At 69.0% G+C, this 19,313-nt stretch carries 15 protein-coding genes and 1 tRNA gene; 4 read left to right on the forward strand and 12 right to left on the reverse strand.

The window, feature by feature from the left end; translation table 11 throughout:
* The 3 genes from rsmH to C5F48_RS15395 all read right to left on the reverse strand — a co-directional run.
* Positions 1-954, reverse strand: a 954-nt coding sequence (gene rsmH / locus C5F48_RS15385; protein ID WP_181247711.1) for a 16S rRNA (cytosine(1402)-N(4))-methyltransferase RsmH, incomplete at its 3' end; no start/stop codon positions are given.
* Entirely contained in the window at positions 951-1,475 is a 525-nt protein-coding gene (mraZ, locus tag C5F48_RS15390; protein ID WP_107664773.1) for a division/cell wall cluster transcriptional repressor MraZ, read from the reverse strand. The genes mraZ and rsmH, both read right to left, overlap by 4 nt.
* 676 nt (positions 1,476-2,151) lie before the next feature.
* Positions 2,152-3,219 carry an Mrp/NBP35 family ATP-binding protein gene (locus C5F48_RS15395; protein WP_107664774.1) on the reverse strand — a complete coding sequence of 356 codons (1,068 nt, stop codon included), beginning with the start codon at positions 3,217-3,219 and terminating at the stop codon, positions 2,152-2,154.
* A 170-nt stretch (positions 3,220-3,389) separates the two neighbouring features.
* Here C5F48_RS15395 and C5F48_RS15400 point away from each other — a divergent pair, with 170 nt between their 5' ends.
* Positions 3,390-3,719, forward strand: a complete 330-nt coding sequence (locus C5F48_RS15400) for a DUF1127 domain-containing protein (protein WP_308812766.1) — start codon at positions 3,390-3,392, stop codon at positions 3,717-3,719.
* A gap of 775 nt (positions 3,720-4,494) precedes the next feature.
* Complete coding sequence (locus C5F48_RS15410) at positions 4,495-5,655, forward strand: benzoate/H(+) symporter BenE family transporter (RefSeq protein WP_107664777.1); 1,161 nt, start codon at positions 4,495-4,497, stop codon at positions 5,653-5,655.
* Position 5,656: 1 nt separating this feature from the next.
* Here the strand turns inward: C5F48_RS15410 and C5F48_RS15415 are convergent, their stop codons facing one another.
* Entirely contained in the window at positions 5,657-8,008 is a 2,352-nt protein-coding gene (locus tag C5F48_RS15415; RefSeq protein ID WP_107664778.1) for an ATP-dependent helicase, read from the reverse strand.
* A 199-nt stretch (positions 8,009-8,207) separates the two neighbouring features.
* On the opposite strand from C5F48_RS15415, the gene C5F48_RS15420 reads away from it, so the two are divergent.
* Both C5F48_RS15420 and C5F48_RS15425 read left to right on the forward strand, forming a co-directional pair.
* On the forward strand, positions 8,208-11,672 hold the full coding sequence (locus tag C5F48_RS15420) for a pyruvate carboxylase (protein WP_107664779.1): 3,465 nt from the start codon (positions 8,208-8,210) through the stop codon (positions 11,670-11,672).
* A gap of 90 nt (positions 11,673-11,762) precedes the next feature.
* Positions 11,763-11,837, forward strand: a tRNA-Gly gene (locus tag C5F48_RS15425).
* A gap of 313 nt (positions 11,838-12,150) precedes the next feature.
* Here the strand turns inward: C5F48_RS15425 and C5F48_RS15430 are convergent.
* The 8 genes from C5F48_RS15430 to C5F48_RS15465 all read right to left on the reverse strand — a co-directional run.
* Entirely contained in the window at positions 12,151-12,510 is a 360-nt protein-coding gene (locus C5F48_RS15430; RefSeq protein WP_107664780.1) for an SPW repeat domain-containing protein, read from the reverse strand.
* Positions 12,511-12,588: 78 nt separating this feature from the next.
* Positions 12,589-12,945: an HIRAN domain-containing protein gene (locus C5F48_RS15435; protein ID WP_245941418.1), complete on the reverse strand. Its 357-nt coding sequence runs from the start codon at positions 12,943-12,945 to the stop codon at positions 12,589-12,591.
* Between the two features lie 9 nt (positions 12,946-12,954).
* Positions 12,955-13,779 (reverse strand): manganese catalase family protein, encoded by an 825-nt coding sequence (locus C5F48_RS15440; protein WP_107664782.1) that lies wholly within the window; start codon positions 13,777-13,779, stop codon positions 12,955-12,957.
* A gap of 246 nt (positions 13,780-14,025) precedes the next feature.
* Entirely contained in the window at positions 14,026-15,054 is a 1,029-nt protein-coding gene (locus tag C5F48_RS15445) for a UDP-glucuronic acid decarboxylase family protein (RefSeq protein WP_107664783.1), read from the reverse strand.
* A gap of 16 nt (positions 15,055-15,070) precedes the next feature.
* Complete coding sequence (locus C5F48_RS15450; RefSeq protein WP_107664784.1) at positions 15,071-16,153, reverse strand: CgeB family protein; 1,083 nt, start codon at positions 16,151-16,153, stop codon at positions 15,071-15,073.
* Positions 16,150-17,238 carry a CgeB family protein gene (locus C5F48_RS15455; protein WP_107664785.1) on the reverse strand — a complete coding sequence of 363 codons (1,089 nt, stop codon included), beginning with the start codon at positions 17,236-17,238 and terminating at the stop codon, positions 16,150-16,152. The genes C5F48_RS15450 and C5F48_RS15455 overlap by 4 nt, the downstream gene beginning before the upstream one ends.
* Positions 17,238-18,356 carry a CgeB family protein gene (locus C5F48_RS15460; RefSeq protein ID WP_107664786.1) on the reverse strand — a complete coding sequence of 373 codons (1,119 nt, stop codon included), beginning with the start codon at positions 18,354-18,356 and terminating at the stop codon, positions 17,238-17,240. Before C5F48_RS15460 ends, C5F48_RS15455 begins: the two co-directional genes overlap by 1 nt.
* Positions 18,357-18,366: 10 nt before the next feature.
* On the reverse strand, positions 18,367-19,313 hold a 947-nt coding region (locus C5F48_RS15465), incomplete at its 5' end, for a glycosyltransferase family 4 protein (protein ID WP_107664787.1).

Raw genomic sequence — 19,313 nt, forward strand, 5'->3', positions numbered from 1 at the left:
GGCCGGACCGGCGGGGGCGTCGGTGCGGATGCCGACGCGCAGCTTGGCCGAGCGCGAGCGCGGGTTGACCGCCAGCTCCTCGTCATCCGGGGCAAGCGCCCGCTTGCTGGGCAGGGTGAAGCGCGGCAGGTCCACGGCCGAGGCCGGGGCGTAGCGATTGGCATTGGCCTCGCCGCCGGAATGCAGCTGGAAGAAGCGCTTGACGATGCGATCCTCGAGGCTGTGGAAGGTCACCATCGCCAGCTTGCCGCCCGGTTTCAGCGCGCGTTCGGCGGCCTCCAACCCTTCGACCAGCTCGGAAAACTCGGTGTTCACCGCGATGCGGATCGCCTGGAAGCTGCGGGTCGCCGGGTGGATCTGGCCGGGCTTTGGCCGCGGCAGGCATTTCGCCACGATCTCGGCCAGCTGCAGGGTGCGGGTGATCGGCCCCTGCGCCCGGGCGGTGACAATGGCCTTGGCGATGCGGCGCGAGGCGCGCTCCTCGCCGTAGTGATAGAGGATGTCGGCCAGCTGCTCTTCGGCGGCGGTGTTCACCAGGTCGGCGGCGCTCTCGCCCTCCTGGCTCATGCGCATGTCGAGCGGGCCGTCCTTGGCGAAGGAAAAGCCGCGCTCGGCCTGGTCGAGCTGCATCGAGGAGACGCCGAGATCCAGCACCACCCCGTCGAGCGGCTCGCCCGCCAGCGTGTCGAGTTGCGAGAAGGTGCCCGCCACCAGCCGCAGCCGGTCGCCATAATCGCCGGCCCATCCGGCCGCCATTTGCAGCGCCAGCGGGTCGCGGTCGACGCCGATCACGGTCGCCGCGCCCGCGTCGAGCAGGCCGCGCGCATAGCCGCCGGCGCCGAAGGTGCCGTCGAGCCAGACGCCTTCGACCGGCGCCACCGCCGCAAGGATCGGGCGCAGCAGCACCGGGATATGCGGCGCGCGGTCTTCGGGGGGCTCAACCGTCACGCTCAAACCTCGAAATCGTCGGGCAGGAGCGACAGCATGTCGGCCCCTTCCGGCAGCACGTCGGCCTCGGCGGCGGCGTGTTTCGCCAGCTCGGCCTCGTAGGTCGCGCCCTTCCAGATCTGGAACTTGTTTAGAGTGCCGGCAAAGACCGCCTCCAGCCCCTCCTTCATCTCCTCGGAGGAGACGCCGAGCTTGTCGCGGCCCTTCTGCGGCAGCACGATGCGGCCGTCGTCGTCGATCTCGACCATCAGCGACAGGGTGATCATGTTGCGCTCGAGATAGCGGCGCTGCGGCGAGCCCATGGGCAGGCGGGCGATCTTCGTCTCGACCCGGCCCATCTCGGCCACCGTGTAGCATTCGAGGTAATCGCGGTTGTCGCCACCGTAGACGATGACGAACCTCGGGCGGGAACCGCTGGTGAAGGAGGGGTCTCCGGCTTCCAGGATACGGCGAAACGGCGCGGGGATCGACACCCTCGCCTTGGCATCAACCTTCTGGTTGAATTCGCCTCTGAATGCCTCCGACACGGCCTTCCGGCTCCTTACCTGCCCTCGCCCGCCCGGTTTGCCCGGGTTTCAGGCTGGTCCCGGGCGTTGCCGGGTCCTTGAAATGAAATCGGCGGATCGAGCGGCTGCCACTGCTCGATCCGCCGGGTCTGTCCCATCGCTGGGTGCCCAGCTGCACGCACACACCTGGGGGGATGTCTGCTCGCACGCGCGCCGGATCTTTGATTGGATGAAGGCGGTTGCCTGTATGAGCCTGCTTTTGTTCGCCAATTCGGGGTCTTTTGTGTCGCCCCAGTTCGTCGTGCCCGTCTTCATCTCCGTGCAGCAGAGATGCCATGGGATTTCATGGGACGCAAAGGGTATTTTTGGGCGAAGGCGGGATGAGGGGGTTTCCCGCCGGCCCGTTTGGCCGCCGACGGCGCGGCAGAAACTGCAAATAAGCTACAAATGCGAAGTGTTTCCTGGGGTTACACTACATCTAGTTGGTGATGCAGTTTGGCCACGCCCTCCCAGGAAATCCCGCCGGGATGATCCGGATGATGAAGATGATGCTCGGCTGTGGCTTTGCCGCCCCAAGTTGACCCCTCTTCAGGCCGGACCGGCGCCGATCACGCGCCGATCCCGCCGATTCCCGGTTCCGTGATTCGGGCGTGAGCCGCCGTGTGCGGCCCGCGTCCCATGAAATCCCGGAAGCCGCTCAGGCCATGCCGCCGGCGACCAGCCGGCTAGCCAGGGCGGCATAGGCTTCGGCCAGCGGCCCGTCGCCCGCGGCCACCGGCCTGCCGCTGTCGCCAGCCAGCCGCACCGCCAGATCCAGCGGCAGCTCGCCCAGGAACGGCAGGTCCAGCCGCCGCGCCTCGGCCGCCACGCCGCCATGGCCGAAGATATGCGCCTCATGGCCGCAGTTCGGGCAGATATAGGAGGACATGTTCTCGATCAGCCCGAGCACCGGCGTCTTCAGCTTCTGGAACATGTCGATCGCCTTGCGCGCATCGAGCAGCGCCACGTCCTGCGGGGTGGAGACGACGATGGCCCCTGTCAGATGCGTGCGCTGGCCGAGCGACAGCTGGATGTCGCCCGTGCCCGGCGGCAGGTCGATGATCAGCACGTCGAGCCGCCCCCATTCCACCTGGGTCAGGAGCTGCTGCAGCGCGCCCATGATCATCGGCCCGCGCCAGATCACCGCCTCGTCCTCCTTCAGCATGAGGCCGATCGACATCATGGTGACGCCATGCGCCTTCAGCGGGATGATGGTCTTGCCGTCGGGCGAGGCCGGGCGCTTCGACACGCCCATCATCCGCGGCTGCGACGGACCGTAGATGTCGGCGTCGAGCAGACCGACCCGCCGGCCCTGCCGGGCCAGCGCCACGGCGAGGTTCGACGAGACGGTGGACTTGCCCACCCCGCCCTTGCCGGAGCCGACCGCGATGATCCGGTCGATGCCGCTGATCGGCTGCGGCCCGCCCTGCTGCGGCGCGGGGTGCTGGCCGATCTTCAGGCTCGGGGCCTTGGCGGCGGGGCCATGCGCGGTGGTCACCACATGCACCCCGGTCACCCCCGGCAGGGCGCGCAGCGCCGTCTCGGCCTGCAGGCGAACCGGTTCGAGCGCGCGCGCCTGTTCGGGAGACTCGGCCTCGATGACGAAGCGAACATCGCCCTGTTCGATTCCCAGCGCTCGAATCAGATCGCGACTCACGAGGGTGCCGCCATCGGGCAGCGGCAGGCGGTCCAGCACGGACAGAATGGTTTCTCGATCGACCGACATCGCATCTCCTTCGCCTCATTTGGCGGCCCTGGCTTCACCTGCCTGTCACAAAGGACAGGTGAGCGTTTTACTTTTGCCCAATTATCAGACGAAGCGCCTGTTTACCTTGGGGAATTGCGTCAGTTGAGCCATGCGCTCGCCGCATGGCAGCATTGCCGACGTGAGACATTGTGCATACGCAGCAATTAGCCCATGTTTGCCCTAACAGCACGACGGACAGCGTCAACGGTGAACACCGCCAAGCCGACCGGATGTGCAATGTAAACGAACTTGAGGCTGATGAAATGGCTTATGCAAACACCACCCACGCAGCGCACAGCGGTCTCGGCGACCGTCTGGGGATGCTCGTCAAAGCGGTGAAGGAGGCCTTGGCACAGCGTCGCGTCTTCAACCAGACCGTCCGGGAACTGAACGCCCTGACGCAGCGCGAACTGGCCGACCTCGGCATCCACCGCTCGATGATCACCCGCATCGCGACGGAAGCCGCCTACGGCAAATGAGTTTCTTGCGAGGCTCCACCTCCTCCCGGGGCCTGTAGCAAAGCGGCGATACCAATCCTCCTCCCTGGTGTCGCCGCACTTTCTTCCGAAGCGAAAGCTTCGATTAAGTTTCGAGGCGCAAGCTTCACACGTCGTTCGAAAGGCCCCTCCTCCTCCCTGGGCCGATCGTAACCGCAGCGGCCCCCTCCTCCTCCCTGGGGTCGCTGCACCAGATAGACGGCATCGGACTCCGGTCCCCTGCCCCCAGGCTCCGGCGCTTCACCTCCTCCCGAGGCGCCGCAGACCAGCGGCGACCTCCTCCTCCTCCCTGAGGTCGCCGCGCTCTCCTTCCGGGTTCGGGCTCACGCCTCCAACCCACAAGACCTTCGATGCTTCACCTCCTCCCGAGGCATCGCGGACCAGCGGCGACCTCCTCCTCCTCCCTGAGGTCGCCGCGCTCTTCTTCCGGGTTCGGGCTCACGCCTCCAACCCACAAGACCTTCGATGCCTTCACCTCCTCCCGAGGCATCGCGGACCACGCGGCGGCCCTATCCTCCTCCCGGGGTCGCCGCACTCCCCTTCCGGGTTCGGGTTCATGCCCCCACCCACAAGACCTTCGATGCTTCACCTCCTCCCGAGGCATCGCGGACCAGCGGCGACCTCCTCCTCCTCCCTGAGGTCGCCGCGCTCTTCCCTCGGCGGCGGTGCGCTCCTCCCAGCGCGCCGCCGTTTTCCGTTGGGCGGGCTTGCACCTGACGGGCCGAGCGGCATAGTCGGCGCAAACGCGGGGGTTCTCATGCGGGCATCGATGGTTTCGGCGGCGCTGGTCGCGGCGTTGGTCGGTTATGGCAGCACCATCGCGCTGCTGCTGGCGGCAGCGGCGGCGGTCGGGGCGACGCCGGCGCAGACGGCGTCCTGGATCCTGGCGATCTGTCTGGCCAAGGCGATCGGCAGCGCCTTTCTCAGCTGGCAGAGCCGGGTGCCCGTGGTGCTGGCCTGGTCAACGCCGGGGGCGGCGCTGGTGGCGGCGACCGAGGGCATCGGCATGGCCGAGGCGGTGGGGGCGTTCCTGCTGGCGGGCGGGCTGATCGCGCTGACCGGGGCGGTGAAGCCCCTGGGCCGGCTGGTGGCGCTGATCCCCGACGGGATCGCCGCGGCCATGCTGGCCGGGGTGCTGCTGCCCTTCTGCCTCCGGCTGCCCGGCGCGGCCGAGGCGCTGCCCGCGCTGCTGCTGCCGGTGATCGCGGTCTTCGCGCTGGTGCGGCTGTGGAATCCGGCGATGGCGGTGCTGGCGGCGCTGGCCACCGGCGGCCTCCTTGCCTTCGCCGGCGGGGCGAGCCTGCCGCCGCTCACCCTCGGCCTGCCGAGCCCGACGTTGATCGCGCCGGAGTTCCGGGTGAGCGTGCTCCTTGGCCTCGGCGTGCCGCTCTATCTCGTGACCATGGCCTCGCAGAACCTGCCCGGCTTCGCCGTGCTGCGCGCCGCGGGCTATGTGCCGCCGGTGCGTGCGGCGCTGACGGTGACCGGCGGGCTTTCGGCGCTGTCGGCGCTGTTCGGGGCGCATACGATCAGCATGGCGGCAATCACCGCCGCGATCTGTCTCGGCGACGAGGTGCATCCCGACCGCGCGCAGCGCTGGAAGGTGGGGCTGATCTATGCGGTGGTCTGGGTGGCGCTCGGCGCCTTTGGCCCGCTGATTCTCGCGGTGATCGGGGCGCTGCCTGCCGCGCTGATCACCGGGATCGTCGGGCTGGCGCTGCTCTCGCCGCTGATGGGGGCGGCGAGCGGGGCTTTCGCGGTGCCCGAGCAGCGCTTCGCCGCGGTGGTCACGCTGACCGTCACCGCCTCGGGCGTCGCGGTCTTCGGCATCGGCGCGGCCTTCTGGGGGCTGGCGGCGGGGCTTCTGGTCTTCGCGCTGGAGGCCGTGGCGGCGCGGCGGCGTCTGCGCCGCGCCTGAGTCAGAACGGCACGTCGTCGGCCTGGCTGGCGGCGACGACGAAGCGGGCGACGATCTTCTTCATCCCCGCCTTGTCGAAATCGACGTCGAGCTTGTCGCCCTCGATCGCCACCACCGCGCCATAGCCGAACTTCTGGTGGAACACCCGGTCACCGAGCGTGAAGCTCGACACGGCATCAAGGTCGATGGTGACATTGCGCTGCTCGCGCGGCTGGCTGACGGGCCGCGTGCTGGCGCGGTCCTGCAGGCGCTTCCAGCCGGGCGAGTTGTAGACATTGGCATTGGCCACCCGCGCATCCATGCTGGTGGAGGCAATGCCCGCCGCGCCATAACCGCCGCCATAGAGACCGGGCGGCGTCAGCACGTCGACATGCGCCTCGGGCAGCTCGTCGATGAAGCGCGAGGGCAGCGCCGATTGCCACTGGCCGTAGACCCGGCGGTTGGCGGCGAAGGAGATGGTGCAGAGTTCCTCGGCGCGGGTGATGCCGACATAGGCAAGCCGCCGCTCCTCCTCGACGCCCTTCAGCCCGCTTTCGTCCATCGAGCGTTGCGAGGGGAAGAGCCCGTCTTCCCAGCCGGGGAGGAAGACGATGGGAAACTCGAGGCCCTTGGCGGCATGCAGCGTCATGATGCTGACCTTCTGCGCCGCCTCCTCGGTCTCGTTGTCCATGATGAGCGCGACGTGTTCGAGGAAGCCCTGCAGGTTCTCGAACTGCTCCAGCGCCTTCACCAGTTCCTTGAGGTTCTCCAGCCGACCCGGCGCCTCGGGCGTCTTGTCGTTCTGCCACATGTCGGTGTAGCCGGATTCCTCGAGGATCTGCTCGGCCAGCGCGATGTGGTTGTGCGGGGTGAGGGTCAGCGCGTGCCAGCGGTCGACGCCTTCGATGAAGCCGCGCAGCTGGCCTGCGCCCTTGCCGCCGAGCCCGGCCCGCGCCAGAAGCCCCCGCGCTCCTTCGAGAAGCGTCACGCCATGGGCGCGCGCCTCGCGCTGGATCTCCTGCTGCGCCTTGTCGCCCAAGCCCCGCTTGGGGGTGTTCACCACCCGCTCGAAGGCCAGATCGTCGTCGGGCGAGACGGCGAGCCGGAAATAGGCCATGGCATCGCGGATCTCGAGCCGCTCGTAGAAGCGTGGGCCGCCGATGACGCGGTAAGGCAGGCCGATGGTCAGAAAGCGGTCTTCGAAGGCGCGCATCTGGTGCGAGGCCCGCACGAGGATCGCCATGTCGTCGAGCCCATGCGGCTCCAGCCCGCGCGTGCCGCGCTGGAGCGATTCCACCTCGTCACCGATCCAGCGCGCCTCTTCCTCGCCGTCCCAATGGCCGATCAGCCGGACCTTCTCGCCCTCGTCGCGGTCGGTCCAGAGCGTCTTGCCCAAGCGCCCCGCATTGCTGGCGATGACGCCCGAGGCGGCGGCGAGGATATGTGGGGTGGAGCGGTAGTTCTGCTCCAGCCGGACCACCTCGGCGCCGGGGAAATCCTTCTCGAAGCGCAGGATGTTGCCGACCTCTGCGCCGCGCCAACCGTAGATCGACTGGTCGTCGTCACCGACGCAGCAGATGTTGCGGTGCGACTGGGCCAGCAGGCGCAGCCAGAGATACTGGGCGACGTTGGTATCCTGATACTCGTCGACGAGGATGTATTTCAGCCAGCGCTGGTATTGCGCCAGCACGTCGGGATGGGTCTGGAAGATCGTCACCACATGCAGCAGGAGATCGCCGAAATCGGTGGCGTTCAGCGCACGAAGCCGGGCCTGATACTGGTCGTAAAGCTCGGTGCCGCGGTTGTTGTAGGCCGAAGCCTCGGAGGCAGGCACCTTCTGCGGCGTCCAGGCGCGGTTCTTCCAGGTGTCGATCAGCCCGGCCAGCATCCGCGCGGGCCAGCGCTTCTCATCGATGTTGGCCGCAACGATCAACTGCTTCAGCAGGCGCAATTGGTCGTCTGTGTCGAGGATGGTGAAGTTCGACTTCAGCCCCACCAGTTCGGCATGGCGGCGCAGGATCTTGACGCTGATCGAGTGGAAGGTGCCCATCCAGGGCATGCCCTCCACCTGCCCCAGCATCCGCGCCACGCGATCCTTCATCTCGCGCGCGGCCTTGTTGGTGAAGGTCACCGCGAGGATCTCGTTCGGGCGGGCCTTGCCGGTGTTCAGCAGATGCACGATCCGGGCGGTCAGCGCCTTGGTCTTGCCGGTGCCGGCGCCGGCCAGCATCAGCACGGGGCCGTCGAGCGCCAGAACGGCGGCGCGCTGCGCCGGGTTCAGATCGTCGAGATAGGGCTGCGGCCGCGCGGCCATGGCGCGCTGGCTCAGCGGCGCCGCAGCCTCGAAGGCATCGTTTTCGTCAAAACCGTTCATCCGTCCATCCTAGCTGGATCGCGCCGGAAGGGAAAGCCGTGTTCCGTTATTGTTCTGGCGGTTTCCCGGCAGGCGTGCAACCGCAAATCGGCGGGGCCGGATTCGCGTCGGAATCTTTTGGCACACCGATGCGTGATCTCTTGCGCTGCAACGCAGCACCCCTAAAGTGCGGGGCTGCAACGGCTCCGGGGGGAAGAAAATGACCGAGTTCCGCAAGATCCTGATCGCCAACCGGGGCGAGATCGCCATCCGCGTCATGCGCGCAGCCAACGAGATGGGCAAGAAGACGGTCGCCGTCTATGCCGAAGAGGACAAGCTGAGCCTGCACCGCTTCAAGGCGGACGAAGCCTATCGCATCGGCGAGGGGCTCTCGCCGGTGGGCGCCTATCTCTCGATCCCCGAGATCATCCGGGTGGCAAAGATGGCCGGGGCGGATGCGATCCATCCGGGCTATGGCCTCCTGTCGGAGAACCCGGATTTCGTCGAGGCCTGCGTCGCGGCGGGCATCGCCTTCATCGGGCCGAAGGCCGAGACGATGCGGGCGCTTGGCGACAAGGCCTCGGCGCGGCGGGTGGCGATGGAGGCCGGGGTGCCGGTGATCCCGGCGACCGAAGTGCTGGGCGAGGACATGGCCGAGGTGGCGCGGCAGGCGGCGGAAGTCGGCTATCCCCTGATGCTGAAGGCCTCCTGGGGCGGTGGCGGGCGCGGGATGCGGCCGATCAACTCCGAGGCCGAGCTGGCCGACAAGGTGCGCGAGGGGCGGCGCGAGGCGGAGGCGGCCTTCGGCAATGGCGAGGGCTATCTGGAAAAGATGATCCTGCGCGCCCGGCATGTCGAGGTCCAGATCCTCGGCGACAAGCATGGCAACATCTATCATCTCTTCGAGCGCGACTGCACCGTGCAGCGCCGCAACCAGAAGGTCGTGGAGCGCGCCCCTGCCCCCTATCTGACAGAGGCGCAGCGCGCCGAGGTCTGCGATCTGGGCCGCCGGATCTGCGCCCATGTCGGCTATGAATGCGCGGGAACGGTCGAGTTCCTGATGGATATGGACAGCGACCAATTCTACTTCATCGAGGTGAACCCCCGCGTGCAGGTCGAGCATACCGTTACCGAGGAAGTGACGGGCATCGACATCGTGCAGGCGCAGATCCGCATCGCCGAAGGCGCGACGCTGGCCGAGGCGACCGGCGCCGCGCGGCAGGAGGACATCACGCTCTCCGGCCATGCGCTGCAGTGCCGGGTGACCACGGAAGACCCGCAGAACAATTTCATCCCCGATTACGGTCGCCTGACCGCCTACCGCTCGGCCACCGGCATGGGCATCCGGCTCGACGGCGGCACGGCCTATGCCGGCGGTGTCATCACCCGCTATTACGACTCGCTTCTGGTGAAGGTCACCGCCTGGGCGCAGACGCCGGAGAAGGCGATCGCCCGGATGGACCGGGCGCTGCGCGAGTTCCGCATCCGGGGTGTCTCGACCAACATCGCCTTCGTCGAGAACCTGCTGAAGCATCCGACCTTCCTCGACGACACTTATACCACCAAGTTCATCGACACGACGCCGGAGCTGTTCAACTTCCGCGCGCGGCGCGACCGGGCGACCAAGATCCTGACCTATATCGCGGATATCACCGTGAACGGTCACCCCGAAACGGCGGGCCGCCCGCGCCCCGCCGACGACCTGCGCGAGGCGAAGCCGCCGCTGGCCAAGGCCGCCCCCGCCCCCGGCACCCGCAACCTGCTGGAGGAGAAGGGGCCGCAGGCGGTGGCCGACTGGATGGCGGCGCAGAAGCGCGTGCTGATCACCGACACCACGATGCGCGACGGCCACCAGTCGCTCCTGGCGACCCGCATGCGCTCGATCGACATGATCCGCGCGACGCCCGCCTATGCCGCCAACCTGCCGGGGCTGTTCTCGGTCGAGTGCTGGGGCGGCGCCACCTTCGACGTGGCCTACCGCTTCCTGCAGGAATGCCCGTGGCAGCGGCTGCGCGACATCCGCGAGCGGCTGCCGAACGTGATGACCCAGATGCTGCTGCGCGCCTCCAACGGGGTGGGCTACACCAATTACCCGGACAATGTGGTGCAGGCCTTCGTCAAGCAGGCGGCCGAGACCGGGGTCGATGTGTTCCGCGTCTTCGATTCGCTGAACTGGGTCGAGAACATGCGCGTCGCCATGGATGCGGTGATCGAGGCGAACAAGGTCTGCGAGGGCACGATCTGCTACACCGGCGACCTCCTGGACCCGGATCGCGCGAAATACGACCTGAATTACTATGTCAGCATGGGCAAGGAGCTGCGGGAAGCCGGGGCGCATGTGCTGGGGTTGAAGGACATGGCGGGGCTGTTGAAGCCCGCCTCGGCCCGCATCCTGATCAAGGCGCTCAAGGAAGAGGTCGGCCTGCCGATCCACTTCCATACCCATGACACCAGCGGCATCGCCGGGGCCACGGTGCTGGCCGCCTGCGACGCCGGGGTGGACGCGGTGGATGCGGCGATGGACGCCTTCTCGGGCGGGACCTCGCAACCCTGTCTCGGCTCCATCGTCGAGGCGCTGAAGCACACCGACCGCGACACCGGGCTCGACATCGGCGCGATCCGCGCACTGTCGAACTACTGGGAGCAGGTGCGCGCGCATTACTGCGCCTTCGAATCCGGCACCGCCTCGCCCGCCTCGGAGGTCTACCTGCACGAGATGCCCGGCGGGCAGTTCACCAACCTCAAGGCGCAGGCGCGTTCTCTGGGGCTGGAGGAACGCTGGTCCGAGGTGGCGCAGGCCTATGCCGACGCCAACCGGATGTTCGGCGACATCGTGAAGGTCACGCCCTCTTCGAAGGTGGTGGGCGACATGGCGCTGATGATGGTGGCGCAGGGTCTGACCCGGGCGCAGGTCGAGGATCCGGCGGTGGAGGTGAGCTTCCCCGACTCGGTGGTCGACATGCTGAAGGGCAATCTCGGCCAACCGCATGGCGGCTGGCCGCAGCCGATCCTGAAGAAGGTGCTGAAGGGCGAGACGCCCTCCACCGACCGTCCGGGCGCGCATCTGCCCGCCGTGGATATCGAGGCGGTGCGGGCCAAGCTCGCGACCGAGCTGGCGCAGGGCGACGACGATCCGCAGGAAGCGGCGGTGGATGACGAGGATCTGAACGGCTACCTGATGTATCCCAAGGTCTTCACCGACTACCGCGCGCGCCACAAGCTCTACGGCCCGGTGCGGGCCCTGCCGACACGGACCTTCTTCTACGGCATGCAGTCGGGCGAGGAGATCACCGCCGAGATCGACCCGGGCAAGACGCTGGAACTGCGGCTGCAGGCGGTGGGCGAGACCGGCGACGACGGCGACGTGAAGGTGTTCTTCGAGCTGAACGGCCAGCCGCGCGTGATCCGCGTCGCCAACCGCGCGGTGAAGGCCAAGACCGCCGCCAAGCCCAAGGCGCAGGAGGGCAATGCCTGCCACATCGGCGCGCCGATGCCGGGCTCGGTCGCCTCGGTCGGGGTGACGGTGGGCCAGAAGGTGCAGGCGGGGGATCTCCTGCTCACCATCGAGGCGATGAAGATGGAGACCGGCATCCACGCCGACCGCGCCGCCACGGTGAAGGCGCTGCATGTCGTGCCCGGCGCGCAGATCGAGGCCAAGGATCTGCTGGTCGAATTCGAGGCTTAAGTTCGGCGCCTGCGAGATTTTCGCGGGCGGCTGCAAATTCCCTCTTGCAGCCGCCCGCGCGAGTTTATAAATCACCGCTCACCCAAGGACGCGGGCGTAGCTCAGGGGTAGAGCATAACCTTGCCAAGGTTAGGGTCGTGAGTTCGAATCTCATCGCCCGCTCCAAATAAACCGTTTCAGGACGGTGGGTTGCAAATGGTCGCCTCGGGCGGCCATTTTGCGTTTCGGCGGTCGGACCGGCCGAGGTGGCACCCTCCCGCCTCGGACAGGCCTCCCCAGCGGCGCCAAGGCGCGCACCCTGCCCCTCCGGGCTCCGACGCCTCGGAACATCGGTTCTCCTGCCGGGTTGGCTGGGCGTGAACCGCGGAAGGGGCGACTCATGGGACCGAAGGACAAGGGCCTTTTCGTGCTTCTCCTCCTCGCGCTCAGCGCGACCTCGGCGGCGATCGTCGTCACCGTCTGGCCCTGAGGGCCGAGGCTACGAGCGGACGACAGCGGGTGGCGGGAAGGTCACCAGCGCCACGGTCACCGTGGCGATCCCCAACAGCAGATGAGGCCACCAGGCGACATCGGCAAAGCCGAAGAGCCAGGGCGAGGCCGCCAGCGCCGCCCCGCCGCAGAGATCGGCGCGCAGATGGGCGGCGAGCGGCACCAGCCCGATGGCGGCGTAGCGATGCACCGTCAGCAGGGTCAGCGCGATGGCGGCATTGCCGAGCAGCACCGGGATCATATGCGCCGGGCCGCCATTGGCGAAGCCGAGGAGATGCGGCGCGAGGATCAGCAGCACGCCGAAAGCGCAGTCGATGAGGCCATGGGCGCCGTCGTCGATGATCTTCATGAGGGACCTCTGCGGAAAGCGGCGTTCCTTGGAACGCTTGGGGTCGTTCCCCCGGGGCGGCGCCCGGGGGAACGGGGATCAGGCGAGATGCAGGTAGATGCTGACGGCAGCGCCCTCGACCACCCGGGCCTCGGCCTGCGCGCCCGCGTCCATCAGCGCAGCGAGAACCTGCGTCGACTGGCCGGGAAGATAGCCCAGAGGCTCGCCCGCCGCGGTCTCGACCCGGATCGAGCGCGGGTCGAACCGCCGCTCCGGCTCGCGCCTGAGCCGCAGTACCGCATCCGCCCCCGGCAGCGCCGTCCGGTCGAAGCGGTCGCGGCTGGCGATGTAGCTGTCGAGCACCCGCACCCCTTGGGCGCGGGCGGCGGCCGGGGCCGCGAAGGGCAGAGCGGCCAGCGCCCCGCCTCCCGCCAGAAGAACTCTCCTTCTGTCCACGGCCACCCCCTACAGCTGTTCGGCTTGCGCGCCGCTGTTCTCGCGGGCGCGGCCGAGGTTGGGCTCCTCGCCCATCGGCTCCATCGGTCGCGAGGTGAAGCTGCCGTTGCCGTCGATCGACGCGCCTTCGCTCCAGCGTCCCTGCACCGGCTCGCTGCCGTCGCGCTGGAAGCCGAGGAAGGCGTAGCTGAAGTCCTGGTTCTCCTCGGATTGCGGGAAGCTGTTGGGGATCGGGAAAACGTTTTCATTCCCGCCGAGCTCTTCCACCGCGGCGAGCCACTGGTTCTGGTGCATGGTGTCGCGCGCGATCAGATAGGCCAGCATCTCCTTCATGCCCGGGTCGTTGGTCATGTTGTAGAGCCGGGTGGCGAGGATGCGCCCGGTCGATTCCGCCGTCACATTGGCCCCCATGTCGGCGGCGATATTGCCGCTGGCATAGATGTGCGACATGTCGAAGGGCACGCCGTCGCTGTCCACCGGCATGGCCGACATCCCGGCCGAGAGCAGGTTCTTCATGTTGATCCCGCCCAGCACCGCGCCCCCCACCGGATCGGCGGCGGCGGCTTCCTGCAGCGACAGGGGCGCGCCCTCGAGGTTCAGCGCGACGGCGGTCGCGAGCATCTCGATATGGCCGAGCTCCTCCGCCGCGGTGTTCATCAGCAGGTCGCGGTACTTGGGGTTGCCGCGCGCGCCGCAGGCCTGGAAGAAGTATTGCATCGCCACGCGGATCTCACCTTCCACGCCCCCGATCGCCTGCTGCAGGGCGCGGGCGAACAGCGGGTTCGGCGTCTCGACGCGAACCGGAAACTGCAGCTTCTTGTCGACGTAGAACATCTGTGGTCCTCCTTGGAAGTGAGGCCGGTGAACAGGCAGGGGGTTGGATTGTTCCGGCCGGATGGCCCGCATCGGCGGAGGTTTGGACTCGCGCCTTCTCACCGCAATAGGGCGGGCCGATGCCTTCGCCCAGACGCCGGAAGACCGCGTCCGGGGGCGCGGCCTGCGTCGGCGAACGCAGAGTGAAAGCATTTTTTACCGCCGGTCAGGCTTGGGGGCGTGAAGCTCCCTGCCCTCGCCTCGGGCTCAGAAAACCGGCTGCTCCCCGCCCGACTCTTCCCGCAGCGGTACCGCAACAGGGTCCAGCTTCGGCGCGGGGCTCATACCCTTGGAGAACCATGCGATGGTCTCGGGCAGCCCCTTGGCCAGCGGCACCTGCGGCGACCAGCCGAGCAGCTCCCGCGCCTTGGAGATGTCGGGGCGGCGGCGGCGGGGGTCGTCCTCGGGCAGCGGATGGTATTCCACCTGCGACCCGTTCGGGATCAGCCGCTGCACCATGGTGGCAAGCTCGCCCACGGTGAACTCGTCGGGGTTGCCGATGTTCACCGGCCCGTCCGGCCGCTCCTCCGCCTCCATCAGCGCCATCAGCCCGGCGACGAGATCCGAGACGAAGCAGAAGGAGCGGGTCTGCTGGCCGCTGCCATAGACGGTCAGCGCCGCCCCGCGCAGCGCCTGGACGATCAGGTTCGACACGATCCGCCCATCATTGGCCTGCATGTGCGGCCCGTAGGTGTTGAAGATCCGCGCCACCCGGACATCGACGCTGCCCGCGCGCAGGAAGTCGTAGCACAGCGCCTCCGCCGCCCGCTTGCCCTCGTCGTAGCAGGCGCGCGAGCCGGTGCAGTTCACATGACCGCGGTAATCCTCGCGCTGCGGATGCTCCTCGGGGTCGCCATAGACCTCCGAGGTCGAGGCCTGCAGGAAGCGCGCGCCATTGGCGGCGGCCAGCGCCAGCAGGTTCTTGGTGCCCAGAACGTTGGTCAGCATCGTGTGCACCGGGTCCGCCTGGTATTGTGGCGGCGAGGCCGGGCTGGCGAGGTTGTATACCCGGTCGACCGGCTCGGCCAGCTCCACCGCATCCACCACGTCGTGCCGGATCAGCCGGAACTCGCGGAAGTTGCACAGGGCCTGCACGTTTTCCATCGCGCCGGTCAGGAAACTGTCGAGGCAGATCACCCGGTGGCCCTGCCGCAGCAGCGCCTCGCACAGATGCGACCCGACAAACCCCGCTCCACCCGCCACCAGCACCGTCATCTCGGAGGTCTTTTTCAGCATGGTCGTCTTCCTTCGCTCAGATCGCTGTCGCCGTTTCTTGCCGCAAGGCGGTCGCCAGTTCGCGCCCCCGCATCCGGCCGGTATGGGCCCGCATCACCCGGTCCCGCGCCGCCTCGCCCAGCGCACGCCGGTCCGGCTCCGCGGTGGAGACGAGGCTGCGCAGCACGTCCTCGGTGCTGCGGGCGATGACGATGGCCTCGCCCTCGGGCAGCAACTCGCCGAGGCCCTGCCAGTCGTCGCTGATGATCGGGGTGGCGCAGGCGGCGGCCTCGAACAGCCGCACGCTGGGCGACCACCCCATCCGCCGCATCGCCGCCCGCGTCACGTTCAGGGTGAAGCGCTGCCGGCTGTAGAAGGCCGGGTGGTCGGCCGGGCCGAGATGGTGGATCCGCTCGACATTGGCCGGCCAGTCGATGTCCTCGGGATAGCCGGGCCCCGCCACCACGAAGCGGCGGTCGGGCAGCCGGCGCGCCGGCTCGATCAAAAAGGCCTCCAGCGTCGGCTGCCGGTCGGGCGAATAGGTGCCGAGATACCCGAGGTCCCAGCGCGGCTCCGCCTCCTGCCGCCGGTAGAGCGCCGGATCGACCGCGCAATAGAGCGGCAGCGCACGTTGCGCGCCACGCACCCGCTCCAGATGGGTCAGCACCTCGCCGCCGGAGAAGGAGAAATAGATGTCGAACAGCGGGATCTGCCGCGGGTGCAGGTAGTCGGTGTTGCCCTCGTCGAGCAGCGCCATCGTCACCGGCGTGTCGATGTCGTAGAAGCAGAACTGCCGGGGGCGCATCGCCGCCACGAGGTCGATCAGCTTGCCGCCCTCGGGCACGTAGGAGCCGACGATCACCGCATCGGCCGCCCGGATCCGGTCGCCCCAGTCGGCCGCGAGCCCCGGCAGGTCGTCATAGAGCCGCAGCTCGCAGAACGCCGGTTCGGGCAGGTCGCGGTTCGCGGCGTACCAGGGCACGTCGCGCTCGAGGAACAGCACCCGGTGGCCCTCGTCATGCAGGCCCTGCAGCAGGGCGCGGAAGGTGGTGGCATGGCCGTTGCCCCAGGAGGAGGACAGCGCCAGCCCCAGCACCACGATGTCGAGCGGCCGGCTCATGACGCGGCCTCCAGATCGGCATGCCGCCTGAGCAGGATGTCGAGATCGGCGGCGCGCCGGTCATAGGTGTGCTCGGCCAGCACCCGGCGCAGCGCGGCCGCGCCGATGGCCCGGGCCCGCTCCGGCGGCACGCTGCGCAGGAATTCGGCGACGTCGGCCCCGTCGCGGGCCACCAGCACCTCCTCCTCCGGCTTCAGGAACAGCTCGACCCCCTCCCAGGCGTCGGTGATCAGGCAAGCCCCTGCCCCCGCCGCCTCGAAGACCCGGGTCGCGGGGGAAAAGCCGTTGGCCGCCATGCTGTCGCGGGCGATGTTCAGCACCATCCGCGCCGAGACGTTCAGCGCGTTGTGGTCGGCGGTCGGCACATGGCCGAGCCGCTGCACATTGGCCGGCATCGACACGTCCTGCCAGCCAGAGCCGCCCAGCAGGAAGCGCGCTTCGGGCGTCGCCCGCGCCGGCCGGGTGAAGAAGGCCGCGACCCGTTCGTCGCGGTCGGGCAGCCGGTTGCCCAGGAAGGCGAGATCGCCGCGGAAACGGTCCTGCGGCGCCACCGGGTGATGCGTCTCGGGGTCGAGCGCGTTGTAGACCGGCACGCAATCGGCCGCGCCGAGCTGGCGGTAGGCCTCGATCACCGGCGCGCCGCCGCCATAGGTCAGCACCATGTCGAGCCCGCCGAGCGCCCGGCGCAACGGGTGGTCGGGCGCGGCGCGCAGCTCGGCCAGCGTCGCCGGGGCGTCGACATCCCAGAAGATCCGCAGCGCCCCCGGTCGGGCCGCGCGCATCACCTCGGTCAGCAGCAGGTCGTCCTCGAAACCGACGCCGCTGCATTTCACCACGATATCGGCCTTGGCCGCCTCGGCCGCCGCCGCGCGCAGCGCCTCGACCGTGCCGGCATAGACCACGACGCGACACCAATCCGGCGGGTCGATGTCGCGGTTCTTCTGCCGGTCGTAGACATCCGGCTCGTAGAAGGTGATCCGGTAGCCCTGCGCCGCCAGCGCCCGCAGCATGCCGCGGTAATAGGTGGCGGCGCCGTTCCAATAGGCCGACAGCAGGCTGGAGCCGTAGAAAGCGATGGTCTGCATCACGCGGCCTCCTCAGCCTGGGCGCGGGGGGATCGTTTCAGCGCGGCGATGATGCCGAGCAGCTCGTCGACCCGGTGCCGGCAGGTGTGCCGGCTCTGGATCGTCTCCAGCCCATGCGCGGTCAGCGCCTCGGCCAGATCGGGGTCGTGCAGCACGGCGCGCAGCAGCCGCTCCATCTCGGCGCCGTCGCGCGCCACGAGGAAATCCTGTCCGGGGCGGAACAGCCCCTCGCTGTCGCTCCAGGGGGCCGAGATCAGCGGGATGCCGCAGGCCAGCGCCTCGAAGACCCGGATGGTGGGAATGCCGGGCAGCGCCTCGACGTAAGGCCGGCGCGGCACATGCACGGTGACGCGGTGGCGGGCGAAGGCCTCCGGCGCGCGGGTATTGGCGATCCAGCCGCCATAGGCGATGCCCGCCGCCGCCAGCCGCTGCAGCGCCTCGGCCGGGTAGCGCACGCCGCGCACCGTGGCGCGCAACCCCAGCCGCTCTGCCGGGGCGATCAGGAAGCTCTCCAGCTCGGCGCTGCGCTCGCCGTCGCCCCAGTTGCCGATCCAGATCAGGTCGCCCTCTTTCTCGACCCCCGGCATCGGCCGGAACAGCGTGTCATCCGCCGCCTCGTGCCAGGTGAAGACCTGCCGCCCCCAGCCCGAGGCGAGATAACGCTCGCGCAGGGTCTCGCCGAAGGCCAGCACCCCGTCATAGCCGGCGAGGTCGAGCCCGCCGATCTCGGCCCCGGCGCTGACCGCGCGGTGATGGGTGTCGTGGAACAGCAGCAGGAACCGCCCGCCCTCGCGCCGCGCCCTACCGATGCGGGCGACCAAGGCCGGGTCGGTCCACTCATGCACCACCACCACATCGGCCGCATCCAGCGCCGCCTCGTGGTCGAAGTCCTCGGCATATTGTTGGGACTCCAGCTCTGGAAAGACCCGGGCGAAGTCGGCCTCCGCCTCGGCGCCCTGGTCCTGCACCAGGTTCTGCCGGCTCCAGGACGAGAGCGGCTCCAGCACCGTGGCCTCGTGGCCGCGCCGGACCAGGTCGCGCAGCACGCCGCGCAGGAAATGGGCGTTGCCGTGGTTCCAGTCCGAGACGAGCGAATGGCTGTAGAAGAGGAAGCGCATGGGAAGTCCTTCAGCTTTGAAGTTCGGAGAGCGGGCAGAGCTCGGCGTAGAGCGCGCGGGTCGCCGCCGTCTGGGCCTGCAGGGTGAAGCGGCGGGAGGCGCGCTCGGCGGCCTCCCCCAGCCGGCGGCAGCGCGACGGGTCGTCGAGCAGCCCGTTCACCAGAAGGGAAAGCGCCTCGGCGTCGCGCGGCGGGAAGAAGACGGCGGCGTCCTGCCAGAGTTCGCGGAAGGTCGGGATGTCGGCCAGCACCAGCGGCAGCCGGGCCCGCGCCGCCTCCAGCACCGCCAACCCGAAGGGCTCGTAGAGCGAGGGCGCGACGAAGACCGCGGCGCGCTGCATCAGCCCGGCCAGCGCCTCGGGCGGCAGCGATCCGCGCAGGTCGCAGCGCGGCAGCGGCACTCGGTCGCCCTCGGGCGAGACGGTGGCCCCGGCCAGCACCACCGGCGCGGTGATCGTCTCGGCCGCGGCGTCAAGCACGGCGGCGTTCTTGCCCTCGTCCCACCAGCGCCCCGCCGCCAGCACGAAGCGCTCGCGCGGCGCGCTGGCGGGCGGCGGCGCGAAGCTGCTGGCGTTGGGCACCACGCGCAGCTCGGGCAGCGGGCCGTAAGCCTCGACCATCAGCCGCGCCTGGGCATGGCTGGGGGTGAGCACGGCATTGGCGGCCATCAGCCCGATCCGGTTCAGCCGCCGATGCCAGAGCCAGTCCGGCGGCAGGCCGTTGCCGCGCATGGTGTTGAACCAGGTCGGGATGCAGGAATGCGAGACCGCGACCACCGGCACCGGCACCGACAGCCCCGCCGCCTGGCTCGGCGCGTTCAGATGCAGCACATCGACCCGGTGCCGCCGCGCCACCGCCGCGATCAGCCCCGGCACCGGCTCCAGCTCCTGCGGGCCGCGGGCGAGCCAATCGAGCGGCGCGTCCTGCCATTCCAGCAGACCGATCCGCCGCGCCTCCT

This window comes from Cereibacter changlensis JA139, from assembly GCF_003034985.1.
Lineage (GTDB): Bacteria > Pseudomonadota > Alphaproteobacteria > Rhodobacterales > Rhodobacteraceae > Cereibacter > Cereibacter changlensis.

What these genes read in the sequence shown, in the direction of transcription:
- C5F48_RS15415 (WP_107664778.1), bottom strand. Translation starts at nt 8,008, where the DNA reads ATGAACGGTTTTGACGAAAACGATGCCTTCGAGGCTGCGGCGCCGCTG.
- C5F48_RS15420 (WP_107664779.1), top strand. Translation starts at nt 8,208, where the DNA reads ATGACCGAGTTCCGCAAGATCCTGATCGCCAACCGGGGCGAGATCGCC.
- C5F48_RS15445 (WP_107664783.1), bottom strand. Translation starts at nt 15,054, where the DNA reads ATGCTGAAAAAGACCTCCGAGATGACGGTGCTGGTGGCGGGTGGAGCG.
- C5F48_RS15450 (WP_107664784.1), bottom strand. Translation starts at nt 16,153, where the DNA reads ATGAGCCGGCCGCTCGACATCGTGGTGCTGGGGCTGGCGCTGTCCTCC.
- C5F48_RS15430 (WP_107664780.1), bottom strand. Translation starts at nt 12,510, where the DNA reads ATGAAGATCATCGACGACGGCGCCCATGGCCTCATCGACTGCGCTTTC.
- C5F48_RS15460 (WP_107664786.1), bottom strand. Translation starts at nt 18,356, where the DNA reads ATGCGCTTCCTCTTCTACAGCCATTCGCTCGTCTCGGACTGGAACCAC.
- C5F48_RS15410 (WP_107664777.1), top strand. Translation starts at nt 4,495, where the DNA reads ATGCGGGCATCGATGGTTTCGGCGGCGCTGGTCGCGGCGTTGGTCGGT.
- C5F48_RS15455 (WP_107664785.1), bottom strand. Translation starts at nt 17,238, where the DNA reads ATGCAGACCATCGCTTTCTACGGCTCCAGCCTGCTGTCGGCCTATTGG.
- C5F48_RS15440 (WP_107664782.1), bottom strand. Translation starts at nt 13,779, where the DNA reads ATGTTCTACGTCGACAAGAAGCTGCAGTTTCCGGTTCGCGTCGAGACG.
- C5F48_RS15395 (WP_107664774.1), bottom strand. Translation starts at nt 3,219, where the DNA reads ATGTCGGTCGATCGAGAAACCATTCTGTCCGTGCTGGACCGCCTGCCG.